Source organism: Paraburkholderia sp. GW821-FHT02A12, assembly GCF_059422005.1.
This window is the reverse complement of record NZ_JBWKWA010000001.1, coordinates 3562992-3577829: the sequence shown is the minus strand read 5'-3', so window position 1 is coordinate 3577829 and position 14838 is coordinate 3562992. Positions and strand designations below refer to the sequence as shown.

Genomic DNA, 14838 nt, shown 5'->3' with positions numbered 1-14838 from the left:
TATATCTGTCGATGTCTCGCTTGTTATGGCTTCCATCACCCTGCCTGTCAGCTTCGCAGACCGTTCGCCGGACACCATCGTGCCGCTGGCCGATCTGTTCCGCCTGCTGGGAGACCCGACGCGCCTGCGCATCGTGCTCGCATGCGTCGACGAGCGGCGCGCGGTCGGCGCGATTGCCGAGGCGTTGGGTTTGTCGCCTTCGCTGGTGAGCCACCATCTGCGGCTGTTGCGCGCGGCGCGCATCGTGCGCGCGGAGCGGCAGGGCAAGCAGGTGTTCTACCTCGCCGCCGACCGTCACATCAGCGCGATGCTGGCCGGCATGCTCGAGCATGTGGCCGAACCGGCCGCCGAATTTCCTCAGGACGCGTGATGAAGAAAACCACCACCCCGAACCGGGCCGCCGAAGAGCGGGAGGACGAGCACGCGCCGGTGTGGTTCGACGGGGCGCTTGACGGAATCGATGGCGAAGACGCGCGAATCGACGGCGAGGCCGGCGCCGCTGACGATCATGCCGGGCACGAGCACGAGCACGAGCACGAGCACGAGCACGAGCACGAGCACGAGCACGAGCACGAGCACGAGCACGAGCACGAGCATGAGCATGAGCATGAGCACGAGCACGAGCACGAGCATGGCGCGGCTCACGCTCATTCGGCCCCTGCGCAGGGCGCGGGCGGTCACGCGGAGCCTGACCACCAGCACAGCCACGGCGACGATCACCACGCGGGCCACGCCGGGCATAACCACAGCCACAGTCACGCCGGCCACCATCACCACGCTCACGCACCGATCGAAGGTCACGGCCGTGCCTTCGCGCTCGCCGTCGCGCTGAACGTCGCGATCGTCGTGATGCAGGGCATCTACGGCGTGATCGCGCATTCCACCGCGCTGCTCGCCGACGCCGGCCACAATCTCTCCGACGTGCTCGGCCTGCTGCTCGCCTGGGGCGCCACCTGGCTCGCCAGGCGTCGTCCGTCGGCGCGTTATACGTTCGGCTACGGCAGCTCGTCGATTCTCGCGTCGCTCATCAATGCGGGGCTGCTGCTGTTCGCGTGCGGCATGATCGTCGCCGAGGCGATCGGTCGCCTGTTGAACCCGGCGCCGGTTGCGGGGCTCGCCGTGTTCGTCGTTGCGACGGTCGGCGTGGTCGTCAACGGTATTTCCGCGTGGCTCTTCATGCGCGGCCAGAAGGAAGACCTGAACATTCGCGGCGCTTTTCTGCATATGGCCGCGGACGCGGGCATCTCGGCGGCGGTCGCGATCAGCGGTCTGGTGATTTTTTACACGAACTGGACCTGGCTCGACCCGGTGATGAGCCTGCTCGTGGTCGCGGTGGTCGTGTACGGCACCTGGGGCCTGCTGCGCGATTCGGTGCGGCTCGCGCTCGACGCCGTGCCGCCCGGCGTCGATCTGCAACGCATCCGCGACTATCTCGCCGGACAGCCGGGCGTCACCGACGTCCACGACCTGCACGTCTGGGCGTTGTCGACCACCGGAAATGCGCTCAGCGCGCATCTGGTGATGCCGGCGGGCCACCCCGGCGACGAGTCGATCGACGGCATCGTCGTCACGCTGCGCGAACGTTTTTCGATGCAGCATGCGACGCTGCAAGTCGACCTCGGCACCACCGAGCACCGCTGCGCGATGGATCATCCGCCGCACGCGCATTAACGTGCGAATCAGGCCCGCAATAGACTCGTATAAGGTCCGCATAAGGCCCGAACAGCGCCCGCGCCGGCTCCGTGATTGACGCAGCGCACCGCCGAACGGCGACCGGGCGGCGTACACTAGAACGCACTGCTGCCTCCGGAGTTCCGCATGGACGCTGCTCCCAACGACGCGTCACCGGTGCTGATCGTCGGCGCGGGTCCGACCGGACTCGCCGCGGCGATGAGTCTGGCGCGTGCCCACGTTCCCGTGCGTCTGATCGACAAAGCGATGCAGCCGAACCCGCACTCGCGGGCCATCGGCATCCAGGCGCGCACGCTCGAACTGCTCGAACAGCATCGGCTGATCGAGCCGTTTCTCGAACTCGGCCATCGCGCGCGCATCGTCAATCTCTTTTCAAATGGGCAGCGCCTTGCGCGGCTCGATTTCGATCCGCTGCACACGCGCTATCCGTATCTGCTGTTTCTCGATCAGGCGATCACTGAACGCCTGTTGACCGAGCATCTGGCGACGTTCGGCGTGACGATCGAACGGGGCGTCGAACTCACGGTGTTCTCGCAAGGCGTGACCGGCATTCAGGCGACGCTGCGCCGCGCCGACGGTCACACCGAGACCCTGCACCCGTCGTACATGATCGCCGCCGACGGCGCGCATAGCTCGATCCGTCACCGGCTCGGTTTGAACTTTGTGGGCAAGACTTTCGAGCAGACTTTCCTGCTCGCCGACCTGCACGCCGAAACCGATTGGCCCGAAGACGAGTTTCACATCTTCGCTTCCGGTGAAGGTCTGGTCGCATTTTTCCCGATGGGCCACGGCCGCCATCGTCTGATCGCCGATCATCCGGCGGAGCCCGCCGCCCGTGTCGCGCCCGCGACGCCCGCAGTGCTCGGCGAGCCGCCGCTGAACATCGTGCCGCCGCCTTCGCTCGACGAATGCCGGGCGCTGGTCGCGCGGCGCGTCAATGAACGGGTCACGGTGTCGGACCTGGCGTGGTCGTCGTATTTCCATCTGAACAGCCGGATGGTGGAGCGGCTGCGCGTCGGGCGTGTCTTCCTTGCCGGCGACGCCGCTCATGTGCACAGCCCGGCCGGCGCGCAAGGAATGAACACGGGCATTCAGGAAGCCTTCAATCTCGGCTGGAAGATCGCGCGGGTGCTCAACGGCGCGGCGCCGGACCGCCTGCTCGATACCTACCATCTGGAGCGGCATCCGATCGAACGTGACGTGCTGCGGCAAACCGGCTTCATCACGCAGATGGCCGAGGCCGATCACGGACCGCTGAAGCTGCTGCGCGAACGTGTGATGCCGGTGCTGGCCGCGCTCGGTCCGCTGCGCGATGCGGCGCGTTTGACGATCAGCGAATTGTCGATCCAGTATCGGCGCAGTCCGCTGACGTTCGAGCGTGTACTCGACGGCGGCCCGCGCGCCGGCGAGCGCGCGCCGGACGCGCTGGTGCATGTGGTGGACGGGCCGCTCGGCCGCGCGCCCGGCGTCGGCTGCATTTTCGATCTGCACGACCCGGCGTTCTTTTCGCTGTTCCTGCTGGTGCCGCCTGTTCCCGCCGACGAAACGCCGCTCGATCCGGCCGCCAGACACGAGCCGCCGCCGAACGCGGAACTGGAGCGGCTCGCCGCCGAGGTCGACAAGGTGTTGGGGGGCGCGGTGCGCATCTGGCGCGTGACGGATACGAACGGCGAGGGCGGGCCGCCGCTGGTCGAATCGTATGGCCGCACGCGGCCGTCGTTCTACCTGGTGCGGCCCGATGGTTACGTAGCCGCGCGCGGCCGCACCGGCTCGGATTTGCATGGCTTGCTGCGGCACTGCGAGGCGTGGTTCGCCGTCGGCGGGGTGGTGCCGGAGCAGGCGGCGCTTTGAGCCGGCCGCTTGGGCCGCACCGCGGCCACGGAGGCCGCCGAAACCGCTGTGCGCTTACGCGAAAGAAGCAGCAGCCGGCGTCAGCTGATCGCGATGTTTGACGAGCGCCTCTTTGACGATGCCCGACATCGCGATGCCGCTTGCATCCGGTTGGTCGAGCGTTGCCAGCAACGCGCGCCGCATGCGCGGCTCCCAGAAGCGGCGGATATGATCGGCGATGCCGGCGAGCGCTTCTTCGCGGTCCGGCATCGAATCGAAAAAATCGCCGATCCGGTTCGCCATGTCGATCAGGTTCTGGTCATCCATGGCTTGCCTCACTTACCCGACGTTGCATTGGCCAACTCGCGCTGCTTCAGCAGATCGAGCTGCTCGGTGTTGAAGCGCGAGTAGTCCTGCTGCCACTGCGACGGTTGTTCGACCGGCATCACCTGCACCGCGGTGACCTTGTATTCCGGGCAGTTGGTGGCCCAGTCCGAGCTGTCGGTGGTGATCACGTTCGCGCCGGATTCGGGGAAGTGGAACGTCGTGTAGACGACGCCCGGCTGCATCCGCTCGGTGACCTTCGCGCGCAACACGGTTTGTCCCGCGCGCGATTCGATGCCGACCCAATCGCCTGTCCTGATGCCGCGTTCCTCTGCGTCGTGCGGATGCAGTTCCAGACGGTCTTCGTCGTGCCAGCGCGAGTTCTCGGTGCGGCGCGTCTGCGCGCCGACGTTGTATTGCGACAGAATCCGGCCGGTGGTGAGCAGCAGCGGAAACTTGCGCGTGACTTTCTCCGGCGACGCGATGAACTTCGTAATCACGAACTTGCCCTTGCCGCGTACGAAGGTGTCGATATGCATGGTCGGCGTGCCGTCGGGTGCGTTCTCGTTGCACGGCCACTGGATGCTGCCGAGCTCGTCGAGCTTCCTGTACGAAACACCGTGGAAGGTCGGCGTGAGACGCGCGATCTCGTCCATGATCTGCGACGGATGCGTGTAGTCCATTTCATAGCCGAGCGCGCGCGCGAGCATCACCGTAACTTCCCAGTCGGCGTAACCCGGCACCGGCGGCATCACCTTGCGCACGCGCGAGATGCGGCGCTCCGCGTTGGTGAAGGTGCCGTCCTTTTCGAGGAACGACGAACCCGGCAGCAGCACGTGCGCGTACTTCGCGGTTTCGTTGAGGAAAATGTCCTGCACGACGATGCATTCCATCGACGACAGCGCCGCCGACACATGATGCGTGTTCGGATCCGACTGCACGATGTCTTCGCCCTGGCAGTACAGGCCCTTGAAGGTGCCGTGCACGGCGGCATCGAACATGTTCGGAATGCGCAGGCCGGGTTCCGGTTGCAGCGTGACGTTCCAGGCCTCTTCGAACAGCGTGCGCGTGACCGTGTCGCTGATGTGGCGATAGCCCGGCAGTTCATGTGGGAACGAGCCCATGTCGCACGAACCCTGCACGTTGTTCTGGCCGCGCAGCGGGTTCACGCCCACGCCTTCGCGGCCGATGTTGCCGGTCGCCATCGCGAGGTTGGCGATGCCCATCACCGTGGTCGAGCCTTGCGCGTGTTCGGTGACGCCGAGGCCGTAGTAGATCGCGGCGTTGCCGCCCGTGGCGTAGATGCGGGCGGCTTCGCGCATGTCCTGGGCCGGCACGCGGGTGATTTCTTCCGTGGCCTCAGGCGCGTTCTCCGGCAGCGCGACAAAGTCGCGCCAATGCTGGAACGCGCGCGTATCGCAGCGCTCGGCGATGAACGCCTCGTTGAGCAGCCCCTCGGTGACGATCACATGCGCGAGCGCATTGACGACCGCCACGTTGGTGCCCGGACGCAGTTGCAAGTGATGCGATGCCTTCACGTGCGGCGTATCGACGATATCGATGCGGCGCGGATCGACGACGATCAGCTTCGCGCCTTCGCGTACGCGGCGCTTCAGACGCGAGCCGAACACCGGGTGGCCGTCGGTCGGATTCGCGCCGATCACCATGATGACGTCGGCTTTATCGACCGACGCGAAGGTTTGCGTGCCAGCCGATTCGCCGAGCGTCGTCTTCAGGCCGTAGCCGGTCGGCGAGTGGCACACGCGCGCGCAGGTGTCGACGTTGTTGTTGCCGAACGCGGCGCGCACGAGCTTCTGCACCAGATACGTTTCTTCGTTCGTGCAGCGCGACGAGGTAATGCCGCCGATCGAATCGCGGCCGTGTTTCGCCTGGATGCGACGGAATTCCGACGCGGCGTAATTGAGCGCTTCTTCCCAGCTGACTTCGCGCCACGGATCGGTGATCTTCGCGCGGATCATCGGCCTGGTGATGCGGTCCTTGTGCGTCGCGTAACCCCACGCGAAGCGGCCCTTCACGCAGGCGTGGCCTTCATTTGCCTGGCCGTTCTTGTGCGGCACCATCCGCACGACCTGGTTGCCCTTCATCTCGGCCTTGAACGAGCAGCCGACGCCGCAATACGCACATGTCGTAACGACCGAATGCTCGGACTGGCCAAGCATGATCACGGACTTTTCCTGCAAGGTCGCGGTCGGGCAGGCCGCGACGCACGCGCCGCACGACACGCACTCCGATTCCATGAACGGCTGGTTTTCGCTCGCCGCCACGCGCGATTCGAAACCGCGCCCGGCGATGGTCAACGCGAACGTGCCTTGCGTTTCTTCGCAGGCGCGCACGCAGCGATTGCAGACGATGCACTTCGACGGGTCGTACGTGAAGTACGGATTCGATTCGTCTTTCCTGTCCTTCAGATGATTCGAGCCGTCGAAGCCGTAGCGCACCTCGCGCAAGCCCGTCACGCCCGCCATGTCCTGCAGTTCGCAGTCGCCGTTGGCGGGACAGGTCAGACAGTCGAGCGGGTGATCGGAGATGTACAGCTCCATCACGTTGCGGCGCAGCGATTGCAGACGGTCGGTCTGCGTGCGCACTTTCATGCCGGCTTCGACCGGCGTCGTGCACGAGGCCGGATAACCGCGCTTGCCTTCGATCTCGACCAGACACAACCGGCAGGAACCGAACGGTTCGAGCGAATCGGTCGCACAGAGCTTCGGCACGTTCACGCCGGCTTCCACGGCAGCGCGCATCACCGACGTGCCGGCCGGCACCGTGACCGGCTGGCCGTCGATTTCGAGCGTGACGTCGACGTCGGCATGGCGCTCGGGCGTGCCGTAGTCGGTGTCGTCGAAGAACGAGCGGGGCGCGCGTTGTTGCGCTTGCAGGGCTTGCGATTTGCACGCGCAATTGACGGAACCGCAGCCGCCCCCCAATCCCCCAAGGGGACTTCCTTCGGGGCGGGGGACTTCCTTCGGGGCGCCGGCAGGGGCGTTGAGCATGTCGGACATGTGAGGCTCCTGAATCAGGCCGCAGCCGCTTTGGGCGCGTGATCGTGCACGTGATCGAGACCGAAGTCTTCGGGGAAATGATCGAGCGCGGACAGCACCGGGAACGGCGTCATGCCGCCCATCGCGCACAGCGATCCGGACACCATCGTGTCGCACAGATCGCGCAGCAGCTGCACTTGCCGCGTCGAGGTGTCGCCATTGCGAATCCGGCCGATCACTTCGACGCCGCGCGTCGAGCCGATCCGGCACGGCGTGCATTTGCCGCACGATTCGAGCGCGCAGAAGTGCATCGCGTACTGGGCGAGTTCGGCGAGATTCGAGGTGTCGTCATGCACGACGATGCCGCCGTGGCCGACCACCGCGCCGACCGCCGCGTAGGCCTCGTAATCCATCGGAATGTCCCACTGGCTTTCCGGCAGATAGGTGCCGAGCGGGCCGCCCACTTGCACCGCGCGCGCCGGCCTGCCGCTTGCCGTGCCGCCGCCGTAGTCGTACATCAGTTCGCGCAGCGTCACGCCGAACGCGAGTTCGACCAGACCGCCTCGCTTCACGTTGCCGGCGAGCTGGAACGGCAGCGTGCCGCGCGAGCGGCCCATGCCGAAGTCTTTATAGAACGCCGCGCCGCGCGCGAAGATGATCGGCACCGTCGCGAGCGTGATGACGTTGTTGATCACGGTCGGCTGGCCGAACAGGCCGACTAGCGCCGGCACCGGCGGCTTCGCCCGCACGATGCCGCGTTTGCCTTCGAGCGATTCGAGCAGCGCGGTTTCCTCGCCGCATACGTAAGCGCCCGCGCCCTTCGCGACGAACAGTTCGAAGCGATGCGCCGCCGAGCCGAGCACGCTGTCGCCGAGCCAGCCGGCGGCGCGCGCTTTGGCGATCGCGGCTTCGAGCGTCGCGATCGAATGCGGATACTCGCTGCGCACATAGATATAGCCGACCGTCGCGCCGGTCACGACGCCCGCGATGATCATCCCTTCGATCAGCACGAACGGGTCGCTTTCCATGACGAGGCGGTCGGAGAAGGTGCCGGAGTCGCCTTCGTCCGCGTTGCAGACGATGTATTTCTGCGCCGCTCGCGCGCCGCGCACCGTACGCCACTTGATGCCGGCCGGGAACGCCGCGCCGCCGCGGCCGCGCAGGCCCGATTCGATCAATGCTTCGCAGGCGGCGTCGCCGTCGGTTTGCAGCGCGTTGCGCAAGCCTTCGAGGCCGCCGTGCGCGACGTAGTCGTCGATGGACAGCGGGTCGGTGATGCCGATACGTACGAAGGTCAGGCGCTGCTGCTTCTTCAGGTACGGAATCTCGTCGACCACGCCGACGCGGCGCGCATGCTCGCCGCCTTCGATGAAGCCGGCATCGAACAGCGAGGTGACGTCGGTCTCTTCGACATTCGCGTAGCCGACGCGGCCCTCAGCCGTAGCGACTTCGACAAGCGGTTCGAGCCACAACAGACCGCGTGAACCGTTGCGAACCAGTTCGATTTCGATACCGCGGCGTGTGGCTTCGGCTTCGATCGCTTGCGCCAGCGCGTCGGCGCCGAGCGCCAGCGCCGCCGAATCGCAGGGAACATAGACGCGCGTCATGCCGTTACCTCCACACGTTTGTGGGCGGCGGCAAAGAGCGTGTCGAACTTGTGCGGCGTGACTTTCGCGTGCAGCGTGCCGTTGAGCATCAGCGCCGGCGAGAGTGCGCATTGGCCGAGGCAATACACCGATTCCAGTTCCACCGTCGCGTCATGCTGGTGTTCCGCATCGAAGCGGCAACCGGTGCGCGCCTCGATATGCTGCGCGAGCGCTTCGGTGCCCATGCTGCGGCACGCTTCCGCGCGGCACAGCTGCACCGTGACGGGCGCGGCGGGCTGCGTGCGGAAGTGGTGGTAGTAGGTGATGACGCCGTGGACTTCCGCGCGCGACAGGTTCATGGCGCGCGCGAGCGGCGCAACCGTGTCGGGCGGCACGTAGCCGAGTTCGTCCTGGATCGCGTGCAGTACCGCGAGCAACGACCTGCCCGGTTGGGCGTGGCGTTGCACGAGTTGATCCGGCGCGAAGGCGAGGGAATCGTCCAAGTGGGGGCTCCTCCAAAGTCATATATGCACTTGTCATTCATAATGCGTGCACTTATGCTTCGTTTATCAATATGGGATAGCCGAACAATAGGCGGGTGAAACGGCTCGTGCAATAGGAAAGAGTTAAGCATATATGGTCAGGATCGAGTGTCAGGCGCAGCTGGTTGTGAGGGGTCCGGATGGCCGCGAGGCAAGCCTGTCGGACGTGGTGCCGCTTCTCGCGCTGGTGGACGAGTCGGGCAGCATTGCGCAGGCGGCGGCGCTTAAGGGTTTGTCCTACCGGCACGCATGGGGTTTGCTGCGCAGCATCGAAGAGCGTTTGGGCGGTCCGCTGATTGCGAAGGAGCGTGGCCGCGGCTCGGTGCTGTCCGAATTGGGCCAGGCGGTGCTGCGTGCGCAGCGTCTATGCGGCGAACGGCTCGACGGCACTATGCAGGCGCTCGCCAGCGAGGTCGCGAGCGATCTGAACCGCTGGCTCGCGCCGCCCGCCGCCGATGTGCGGATTCACGCGTCGCACGGCTACGCCGTCGTTGCGCTGGTGACGGCACTGGTCGCGCACGAACTGCCGGTCGATATCAAGTACCGCGACAGCGCGGACGCGGTCAGCGCGCTGGCGCGCGGCGAATGCGATCTGGCCGGCTTCCATTTACCGCTCGGCGAGTTTCGCGCGGCGTGCGCCGACACGTATCGGCGCTGGCTCGATCCGCAGCGTCACGTGCTGGTCCATCTGACGCGGCGCAAGCAGGGTCTGTTTCTCGGCAAGGGCAATCCGAAGAGCATCGGCGGCCTGAGCGATCTCGCGCGCGACGATATCCGCTTCGTCAATCGCCAGCCCGGTTCCGGCACGCGGATGCTGCTCGATCTCGCGCTAAGGCAAGTCGGCGTCGACCCGGATCGGGTCAACGGTTATGCGTCGACGGAACTGACGCACTCGGCGATCGCCGCCTTCGTGGCGAGCGGCATGGCGGATGTGGGCTTCGGCGTCGAGCCGGCGGCGCATCACTTCGGGCTCGACTTCATCCCGATCGTCGATGAGGACTATTACTTCGCCTGCGACCGTGCGCGGCTGGAGCGCGCGCCGCTCGCGACGGTGATCGGCCTGCTGCGCGGCGACGCGTTTCGCCACAGCGTCGAACAGCTCGAAGGCTATGATCCGCGCGACTGCGGCAAGCTGCTCGATCTCGACGTGGGGCTCGGTGAAGCAGCCGCGTAAGCGACGGTAAACATGATGATGCCGCCGGCGCTGCGCCTAGCGTTCGTTTCGGATACTCTCTAAGCTTCCGCTTCCGCCTTAATCGCGCGCTGTGCCGCGCTGACTCTATATGAACGTTCTTCTTCACGCATGTGTCGCCGCCGCGACGGCCGGTGCGCTTCTCGCTGCTGTTCCGGTTGCCTTCGCTCAGAATGCGCCCGGCGTGCCGGGCGGTATTTTGCAAGAGCAGTTCCGCCTTGCTGAGCATCCGCAAATGCCGTTTGCCGCATCGGCGCCCTCGGACAAATATCAGTCCGGTAAGAAATCAGCCATGCGCAAACAGGGCGATATGGGCGATCCGAACGGCTGCAATCTGCAGTGTCCTAAAGACCAGTGAATGCAGACTGAGTGTCTTCGTGGTCGCGCGCGGGTTCGTCGCGGGTTCGTTTGTGCAGCGCCGGCGTTCTGCCGGCGTTTTTGCCCGTGCTTTCCTTTCCGTTTGCCGGACCGGTTGCTGCTATCGGCTGGCGATCATCAGGGCTTGGCGGTGTGCCACATGTCCTTGAAGCCTTCGCCCTTCATGTCTCCTGCCTGCTTGTCGGCGCCGTAGCGATAGAGCGGATGACCTTTGTACGCCCATTGCTGTTTGCCGTCGGCGGAGGGAATCAGCGTCCAGTCGCCCGACGGCTTGTCCGACGGGCCCGCTACCGCCGCAGGCCAGTAGCTCATGCAGCCGCCGGTGCAGGCGCTCACGCCGGGCGTGGTGTCTTTGTCGAAGGTATAGAGCGTCATGCCGTCCGCGGTGACGAAACGCCCATCGACGATTTTCGGCGCCTCGGCGAAAGCCGCTTGTTGCAGCGCGAGCAGTGTGAGCGTTGAGAGGCAGAAAAGAGTCTTGCGCATGATGTCGGCTCCTGATTTTGGTGTTGGTCTCGCGCGCCCGCGGCGTGCGGGCGCGCGTGCGAATAAACGACCGAACGCGTGCATTTATTCCATTGGCGGCTCGATTCGCCGCCGAACTGCTTGCCAGCAAAAAGGCCTGCTCGATGATTCGTTGAGCGGGCCTTCTGTTTTATAGGCTGTTTCGGTGCACCGTGCTGCGCTCAGTGTGGGTTCAATGCGGGCGAGGAAAATGTTGCCGGGGTTAGTGTGCTGGCTCACCAACATGGGCCAAACTTACTCAACAAACAGCGCCATGATGTTATGCTGAACGCGTTTTTGTGGCCCGCTTTTAGGCCAGAACATCCAGGGAAACAGCGATCGGCGCGGCCGCTTTTCTTCGCATTCCGCGTTTCACGATCCGGTTCTTGTTCAGTGTTTCTCCTGGGCGTGCGATTACCAAGGGCATGACCGCCTGCCGATACGCGGGACCTGACTTGCATTGGGTCTTGAAGCGCAAATCGGCGGGTTCCGTTTTTCAGACAATACCTAATTAATCCGGAGTTAGGCATGTTGAGAAAGGTAGTCGACCGCGCAAAACAGATCCGGCGCAGCGAGGGGTTCAAGCATTCCGTGGCGATGCCCAGCCGAATGTCTCTCCATGCCACGCAGCGTTTGAACAAGGGCGTGTTTGCCATCGAGATTCAGGAGAATTCCGGGTTTTTCTCCGTGATGCAGATGGTCCTGTTTATTCTGATGTATTGCGACGAAAAACATCTGACTCCGCGCATCTCGGCCCGCAGGGGAATCTACGGTGATCCCGAAGGAAAAATGGACTGGTTCTCAGCCTTCTTCGAGACCGTGCCGAAGCCGTCGGGCATAACGCCTCCGCAAAATGTGAGAACGTCGACGGTTCGCGATCTCGTTCAGTTGGGCTTTCGTCAGCGGTATGAACACCGGCTTCAACTCAAGAGTGCGAGCGAACTCTTTTTCGCGCATTATCGGCCGGCCGTGCACATCTTCGACGAGGTCAACTCGATCTGCGAAAGGCTCGGGATCGGCCCGTCGACCCTTGGCGCCCATTTCAGAGGCACGGATAAGAACCGGGAAGCCGTGCCGGTTTCCCGGGGTAACTTTTGCCGGCTGGTGGAATCGACGCTCGCGGAAAATCCGCATTTAACCAGTATTTTCGTATCGAGTGATGAGCAGGCGTTTATCGACTTTTTCGTCGCGTGGCCATTCGGCAAGCCAATCAAGGTAGCACCCGCAAAGCTACTCGCAAACGGCAGCACGCCTGTTCATTTCAGCGGCTATCCAGGACTTGAAATCGGCCGTGAAGCGCTGATTTCCAGCTTGCTGCTTTCGAATTGCGGGTTTCTCGTGAAGACGCCGTCGTATTTGTCTGCGTGGTCGAAAATATTCAATCCGTCGCTTCCGGTGAGGCTCGCGTCGCCCCCGCGTCCGGATGCGTTCTGGTTCCCCGACAGCCGACTCTGGCTCGAACAGGACGAGGAGAGCAGAGCCTTGTTTGAGGGTTAGTGGTTCTCAAGCACCGCGCGTGCCGGCGGCGCAACCGCTCAGCGCTCCTTGCGTATTTGCCGACTGATCCGACTTCTCGGCGTCGTTTGCAGTTGAGGCTCAACCATACGCTCTCCCGACCTCCCGAAGCACGTCTAGTATTTCCACCCTTAACGCCGGCAGGCAGTTCAGGCTGCGTGGGCTCGAATGCGGGCACGCGTGCGTGGCGAGATCGGGGCTAAACGCCTCGACTTGAGGCCGCGCCTTCTGCGCCTTAACACTCATGAAGACGACGGTGCGCAGCTTGGGCAGCAGATCGATCAGGCGCGGAAGCGGCAGGAGACCGGCCTCAAGATCATAAGACTCAAGGTGTGTCGCCTTGTTGCGGCGAAGAGTCGTCACTTGCGGACGCTGGAGCTTATTCCAGCTCGAATTTAAATACATTGTTTGGCTCGGTGAACCGGGTAGTGAAGTGCCGCCCGGTCGCTTTGTACGTTTTCCCTGTGACCAAAAAGTACTGCACGTCTGCACCGACGAACTCGTCGGAGTTGGGTACGCGTCGATACGAGAATGCAGGGAACTGCAATGCGCCGTCCTGTCGAACCAGGCTGCGACAGGAACTGACCCACAGCGTACGAGTTACTTCACCAACTAGGACTTTTCCGATCTCGCCGTTCATTTTCCGATCAAACAATATGGATTTTCTGGGTGGTTTATGAGTTTGCATGAATACCACCTTGGGAATTTTCTTTATTAAATGATGGAAAATTCCGAGATTTATTTTGTATTGCTCAAATAATTCTGATTCAACTGGTTTTCAAGTGATGGTGTGGTTCGCGGTTACCCTGCAAGGGGGCGCAGAAAAGGTTGTTACGCAAGGCTTGTAGCTGTTTCTCGAGAGTGTGCTTCCCGTCTGGATTAAGGTTGGCAAGGGTTAAATGTGCAAACTTTGCAAACACCTCATCACACCGCCGGAAACCGCATTTTTAGGTCATTCCATAATGGAAGTTTGTCGTGCTAGGATTCGCCTCGCTCGGCAGATCATATTAATTTCGCCGGGCTATTTATTGACTTTATTAATAGAGGTTTAAGATGCAAAAAATCGATCGCACCACGCTCGCTAAATCCGCTGTTGCCGGCGGCTGCTGCAAAGGCCGTACCAGCGTAAATGTTTCCGCGAATGCGTCGGCCTCTGCGAAGCCGACGCCGGTGAACCCGGTTGCGCGCGCGTAATTGACGCGCTGCGGGAGACCGGCCGCCTTGAGCGGGTGGTCTCCCGCCTTCCGCATGAATATAGATTTCAGCAGACTATCGACGTGGCGGGTTTCGTTGAGAAATGTCGCCGTGCGCCAGTTTTATCGTGCAAAGGGTGCATTGATCGCCCGGCTTCCTGTAGTCGCTATCGCTCCTGTGGCCGCCGCGGCTTGGCGCGTCCAATTACTCCTTGGCTCCCGCGCTCGCTGGCGCGGCGCCGAGCGTTGTGAATTTGCCCGAAGCATCGTCGGGGGGGCCCCAATCGATACGTGCAGCGTCGCCACGACAGATTTGCGCGAACGACTGATCGATCAACGCGTTTACTTTGGCAGACTCCTGCGCGGCGGCGAAGCATGGCCAGATCTGCAGGCCGTCGCAAAAGAACTGGCGGCTCAGATCCGGCAATTGCAAGCCGCCAGCCCGGGGCGGCCGATCTTCGTGTCTCCGTTTCATTACGTATCGCAATACGCAAATATTTACGTGATCGACGAATTGCGGGCGCTGCTTGGCCTCGAGTCGATCGCCGTGGTGTCGGGCGTGCCGCGCAATGTGTACGGTGAAGATCACGCGCAGATTCCCGGTGTGCAGGTGCTTTACACCTACGGCGAAGACAATCGCAACGGCCTCGGCCTGCGCCTCGCGCGAGCACTCAGGCGCAGCGGCATAGCCGTGCTGTTCGCCGACGTGCCGCCGTTCGCGCTTTACCGCTTTCCGGTGGAAACCGTCGACGTATCGATGTTCGGGCGTGCCGCCCGGATTCACAACGGCGTGTTTCGTCTCGGCACGCAATTCGAAGCGTTGTTGCTCCCGTTCTATCTCAGGTTCGAACGAGGGCGCTTCAGCGGCGAAATACTGGCGCCACTGCAACTGACTCAGCCAGACGCGCCGCAGCGACTTGCCCAATACATCGAAAATGCGCTGACCGATAACTGCCGTCACTCGCTCGTTGTGGGGCACCCTTCAATGTACGCGTTTGCAGCAAGCAAATAACGCGTATCGCTGACGTTGCACGGTGTGCAGCGCACAGACGACCTCAAAGAAAGTAGCGCCGGCTCGGACCG

The 14838-nt window shown here is 63.3% G+C and carries 15 protein-coding genes; 7 read left to right on the top strand and 8 right to left on the bottom strand.

The window, feature by feature from the left end; all coding sequences use genetic code 11:
- Positions 1 to 25: 25 nt before the first annotated feature.
- The 3 genes from AC07WT_RS16300 (at position 26) to AC07WT_RS16290 (ending at position 3543) form a co-directional block, all read left to right on the top strand.
- On the top strand, positions 26 to 370 hold the full coding sequence (locus tag AC07WT_RS16300; RefSeq protein ID WP_494947752.1) for an ArsR/SmtB family transcription factor: 345 nt from the start codon (positions 26 to 28) through the stop codon (positions 368 to 370).
- Positions 370 to 1671, top strand: a complete 1302-nt coding sequence (locus AC07WT_RS16295) for a cation diffusion facilitator family transporter (protein WP_494947751.1) — start codon at positions 370 to 372, stop codon at positions 1669 to 1671. The genes AC07WT_RS16300 and AC07WT_RS16295 overlap by 1 nt, the downstream gene beginning before the upstream one ends.
- 147 nt (positions 1672 to 1818) lie before the next feature.
- Positions 1819 to 3543, top strand: a complete 1725-nt coding sequence (locus AC07WT_RS16290; protein ID WP_494947750.1) for an FAD-dependent monooxygenase — start codon at positions 1819 to 1821, stop codon at positions 3541 to 3543.
- A 54-nt stretch (positions 3544 to 3597) separates the two neighbouring features.
- On the opposite strand, the gene AC07WT_RS16285 is transcribed toward AC07WT_RS16290, so the two are convergent.
- The 4 genes from AC07WT_RS16285 to AC07WT_RS16270 are packed head-to-tail and all read right to left on the bottom strand — an operon-like array spanning position 3598 to position 8934.
- Positions 3598 to 3849, bottom strand: a complete 252-nt coding sequence (locus AC07WT_RS16285; RefSeq protein ID WP_492593721.1) for a formate dehydrogenase subunit delta — start codon at positions 3847 to 3849, stop codon at positions 3598 to 3600.
- 8 nt (positions 3850 to 3857) lie between these two features.
- On the bottom strand, positions 3858 to 6866 hold the full coding sequence (fdhF, locus tag AC07WT_RS16280; protein ID WP_494947749.1) for a formate dehydrogenase subunit alpha: 3009 nt from the start codon (positions 6864 to 6866) through the stop codon (positions 3858 to 3860).
- Positions 6867 to 6880: 14 nt separating this feature from the next.
- Positions 6881 to 8452, bottom strand: coding sequence for a formate dehydrogenase beta subunit (locus AC07WT_RS16275; RefSeq protein ID WP_494947748.1), 1572 nt, complete (start codon positions 8450 to 8452; stop codon positions 6881 to 6883).
- A complete protein-coding gene (locus tag AC07WT_RS16270) occupies positions 8449 to 8934 on the bottom strand; it encodes an NAD(P)H-dependent oxidoreductase subunit E (RefSeq protein WP_494947747.1) in 486 nt (161 codons plus the stop codon). The genes AC07WT_RS16275 and AC07WT_RS16270 overlap by 4 nt, the downstream gene beginning before the upstream one ends.
- 133 nt (positions 8935 to 9067) lie before the next feature.
- Between AC07WT_RS16270 and AC07WT_RS16265 the strand changes: the two genes are divergently transcribed.
- Complete coding sequence (locus tag AC07WT_RS16265) at positions 9068 to 10147, top strand: substrate-binding domain-containing protein (protein WP_494947746.1); 1080 nt, start codon at positions 9068 to 9070, stop codon at positions 10145 to 10147.
- A 109-nt stretch (positions 10148 to 10256) separates the two neighbouring features.
- Positions 10257 to 10523, top strand: a complete 267-nt coding sequence (locus AC07WT_RS16260) for a hypothetical protein (protein WP_492593726.1) — start codon at positions 10257 to 10259, stop codon at positions 10521 to 10523.
- 137 nt (positions 10524 to 10660) lie between these two features.
- On the opposite strand, the gene AC07WT_RS16255 is transcribed toward AC07WT_RS16260, so the two are convergent.
- On the bottom strand, positions 10661 to 11029 hold the full coding sequence (locus tag AC07WT_RS16255; protein ID WP_494947745.1) for a COG4315 family predicted lipoprotein: 369 nt from the start codon (positions 11027 to 11029) through the stop codon (positions 10661 to 10663).
- A 546-nt stretch (positions 11030 to 11575) separates the two neighbouring features.
- Between AC07WT_RS16255 and AC07WT_RS16250 the strand changes: the two genes are divergently transcribed.
- Positions 11576 to 12544 (top strand): O-fucosyltransferase family protein, encoded by a 969-nt coding sequence (locus tag AC07WT_RS16250; protein ID WP_494947744.1) that lies wholly within the window; start codon positions 11576 to 11578, stop codon positions 12542 to 12544.
- Between the two features lie 99 nt (positions 12545 to 12643).
- Here the strand turns inward: AC07WT_RS16250 and AC07WT_RS16245 are convergent, their stop codons facing one another.
- The 3 genes from AC07WT_RS16245 to AC07WT_RS16235 all read right to left on the bottom strand — a co-directional run bounded on the left by AC07WT_RS16245 (position 12644) and on the right by AC07WT_RS16235 (position 14230).
- Entirely contained in the window at positions 12644 to 12967 is a 324-nt protein-coding gene (locus AC07WT_RS16245; RefSeq protein ID WP_492593729.1) for a uracil-DNA glycosylase family protein, read from the bottom strand.
- Positions 12942 to 13250 carry a hypothetical protein gene (locus AC07WT_RS16240; protein ID WP_494947743.1) on the bottom strand — a complete coding sequence of 103 codons (309 nt, stop codon included), beginning with the start codon at positions 13248 to 13250 and terminating at the stop codon, positions 12942 to 12944. Before AC07WT_RS16240 ends, AC07WT_RS16245 begins: the two co-directional genes overlap by 26 nt.
- Positions 13251 to 13960: 710 nt before the next feature.
- Entirely contained in the window at positions 13961 to 14230 is a 270-nt protein-coding gene (locus AC07WT_RS16235; RefSeq protein WP_494947742.1) for a hypothetical protein, read from the bottom strand.
- Here AC07WT_RS16235 and AC07WT_RS16230 point away from each other — a divergent pair.
- On the top strand, positions 14216 to 14767 hold the full coding sequence (locus tag AC07WT_RS16230) for a hypothetical protein (protein ID WP_494947741.1): 552 nt from the start codon (positions 14216 to 14218) through the stop codon (positions 14765 to 14767). The two genes, AC07WT_RS16235 and AC07WT_RS16230, sit on opposite strands and share 15 nt — an antisense overlap.
- Positions 14768 to 14838: the final 71 nt, after the last annotated feature.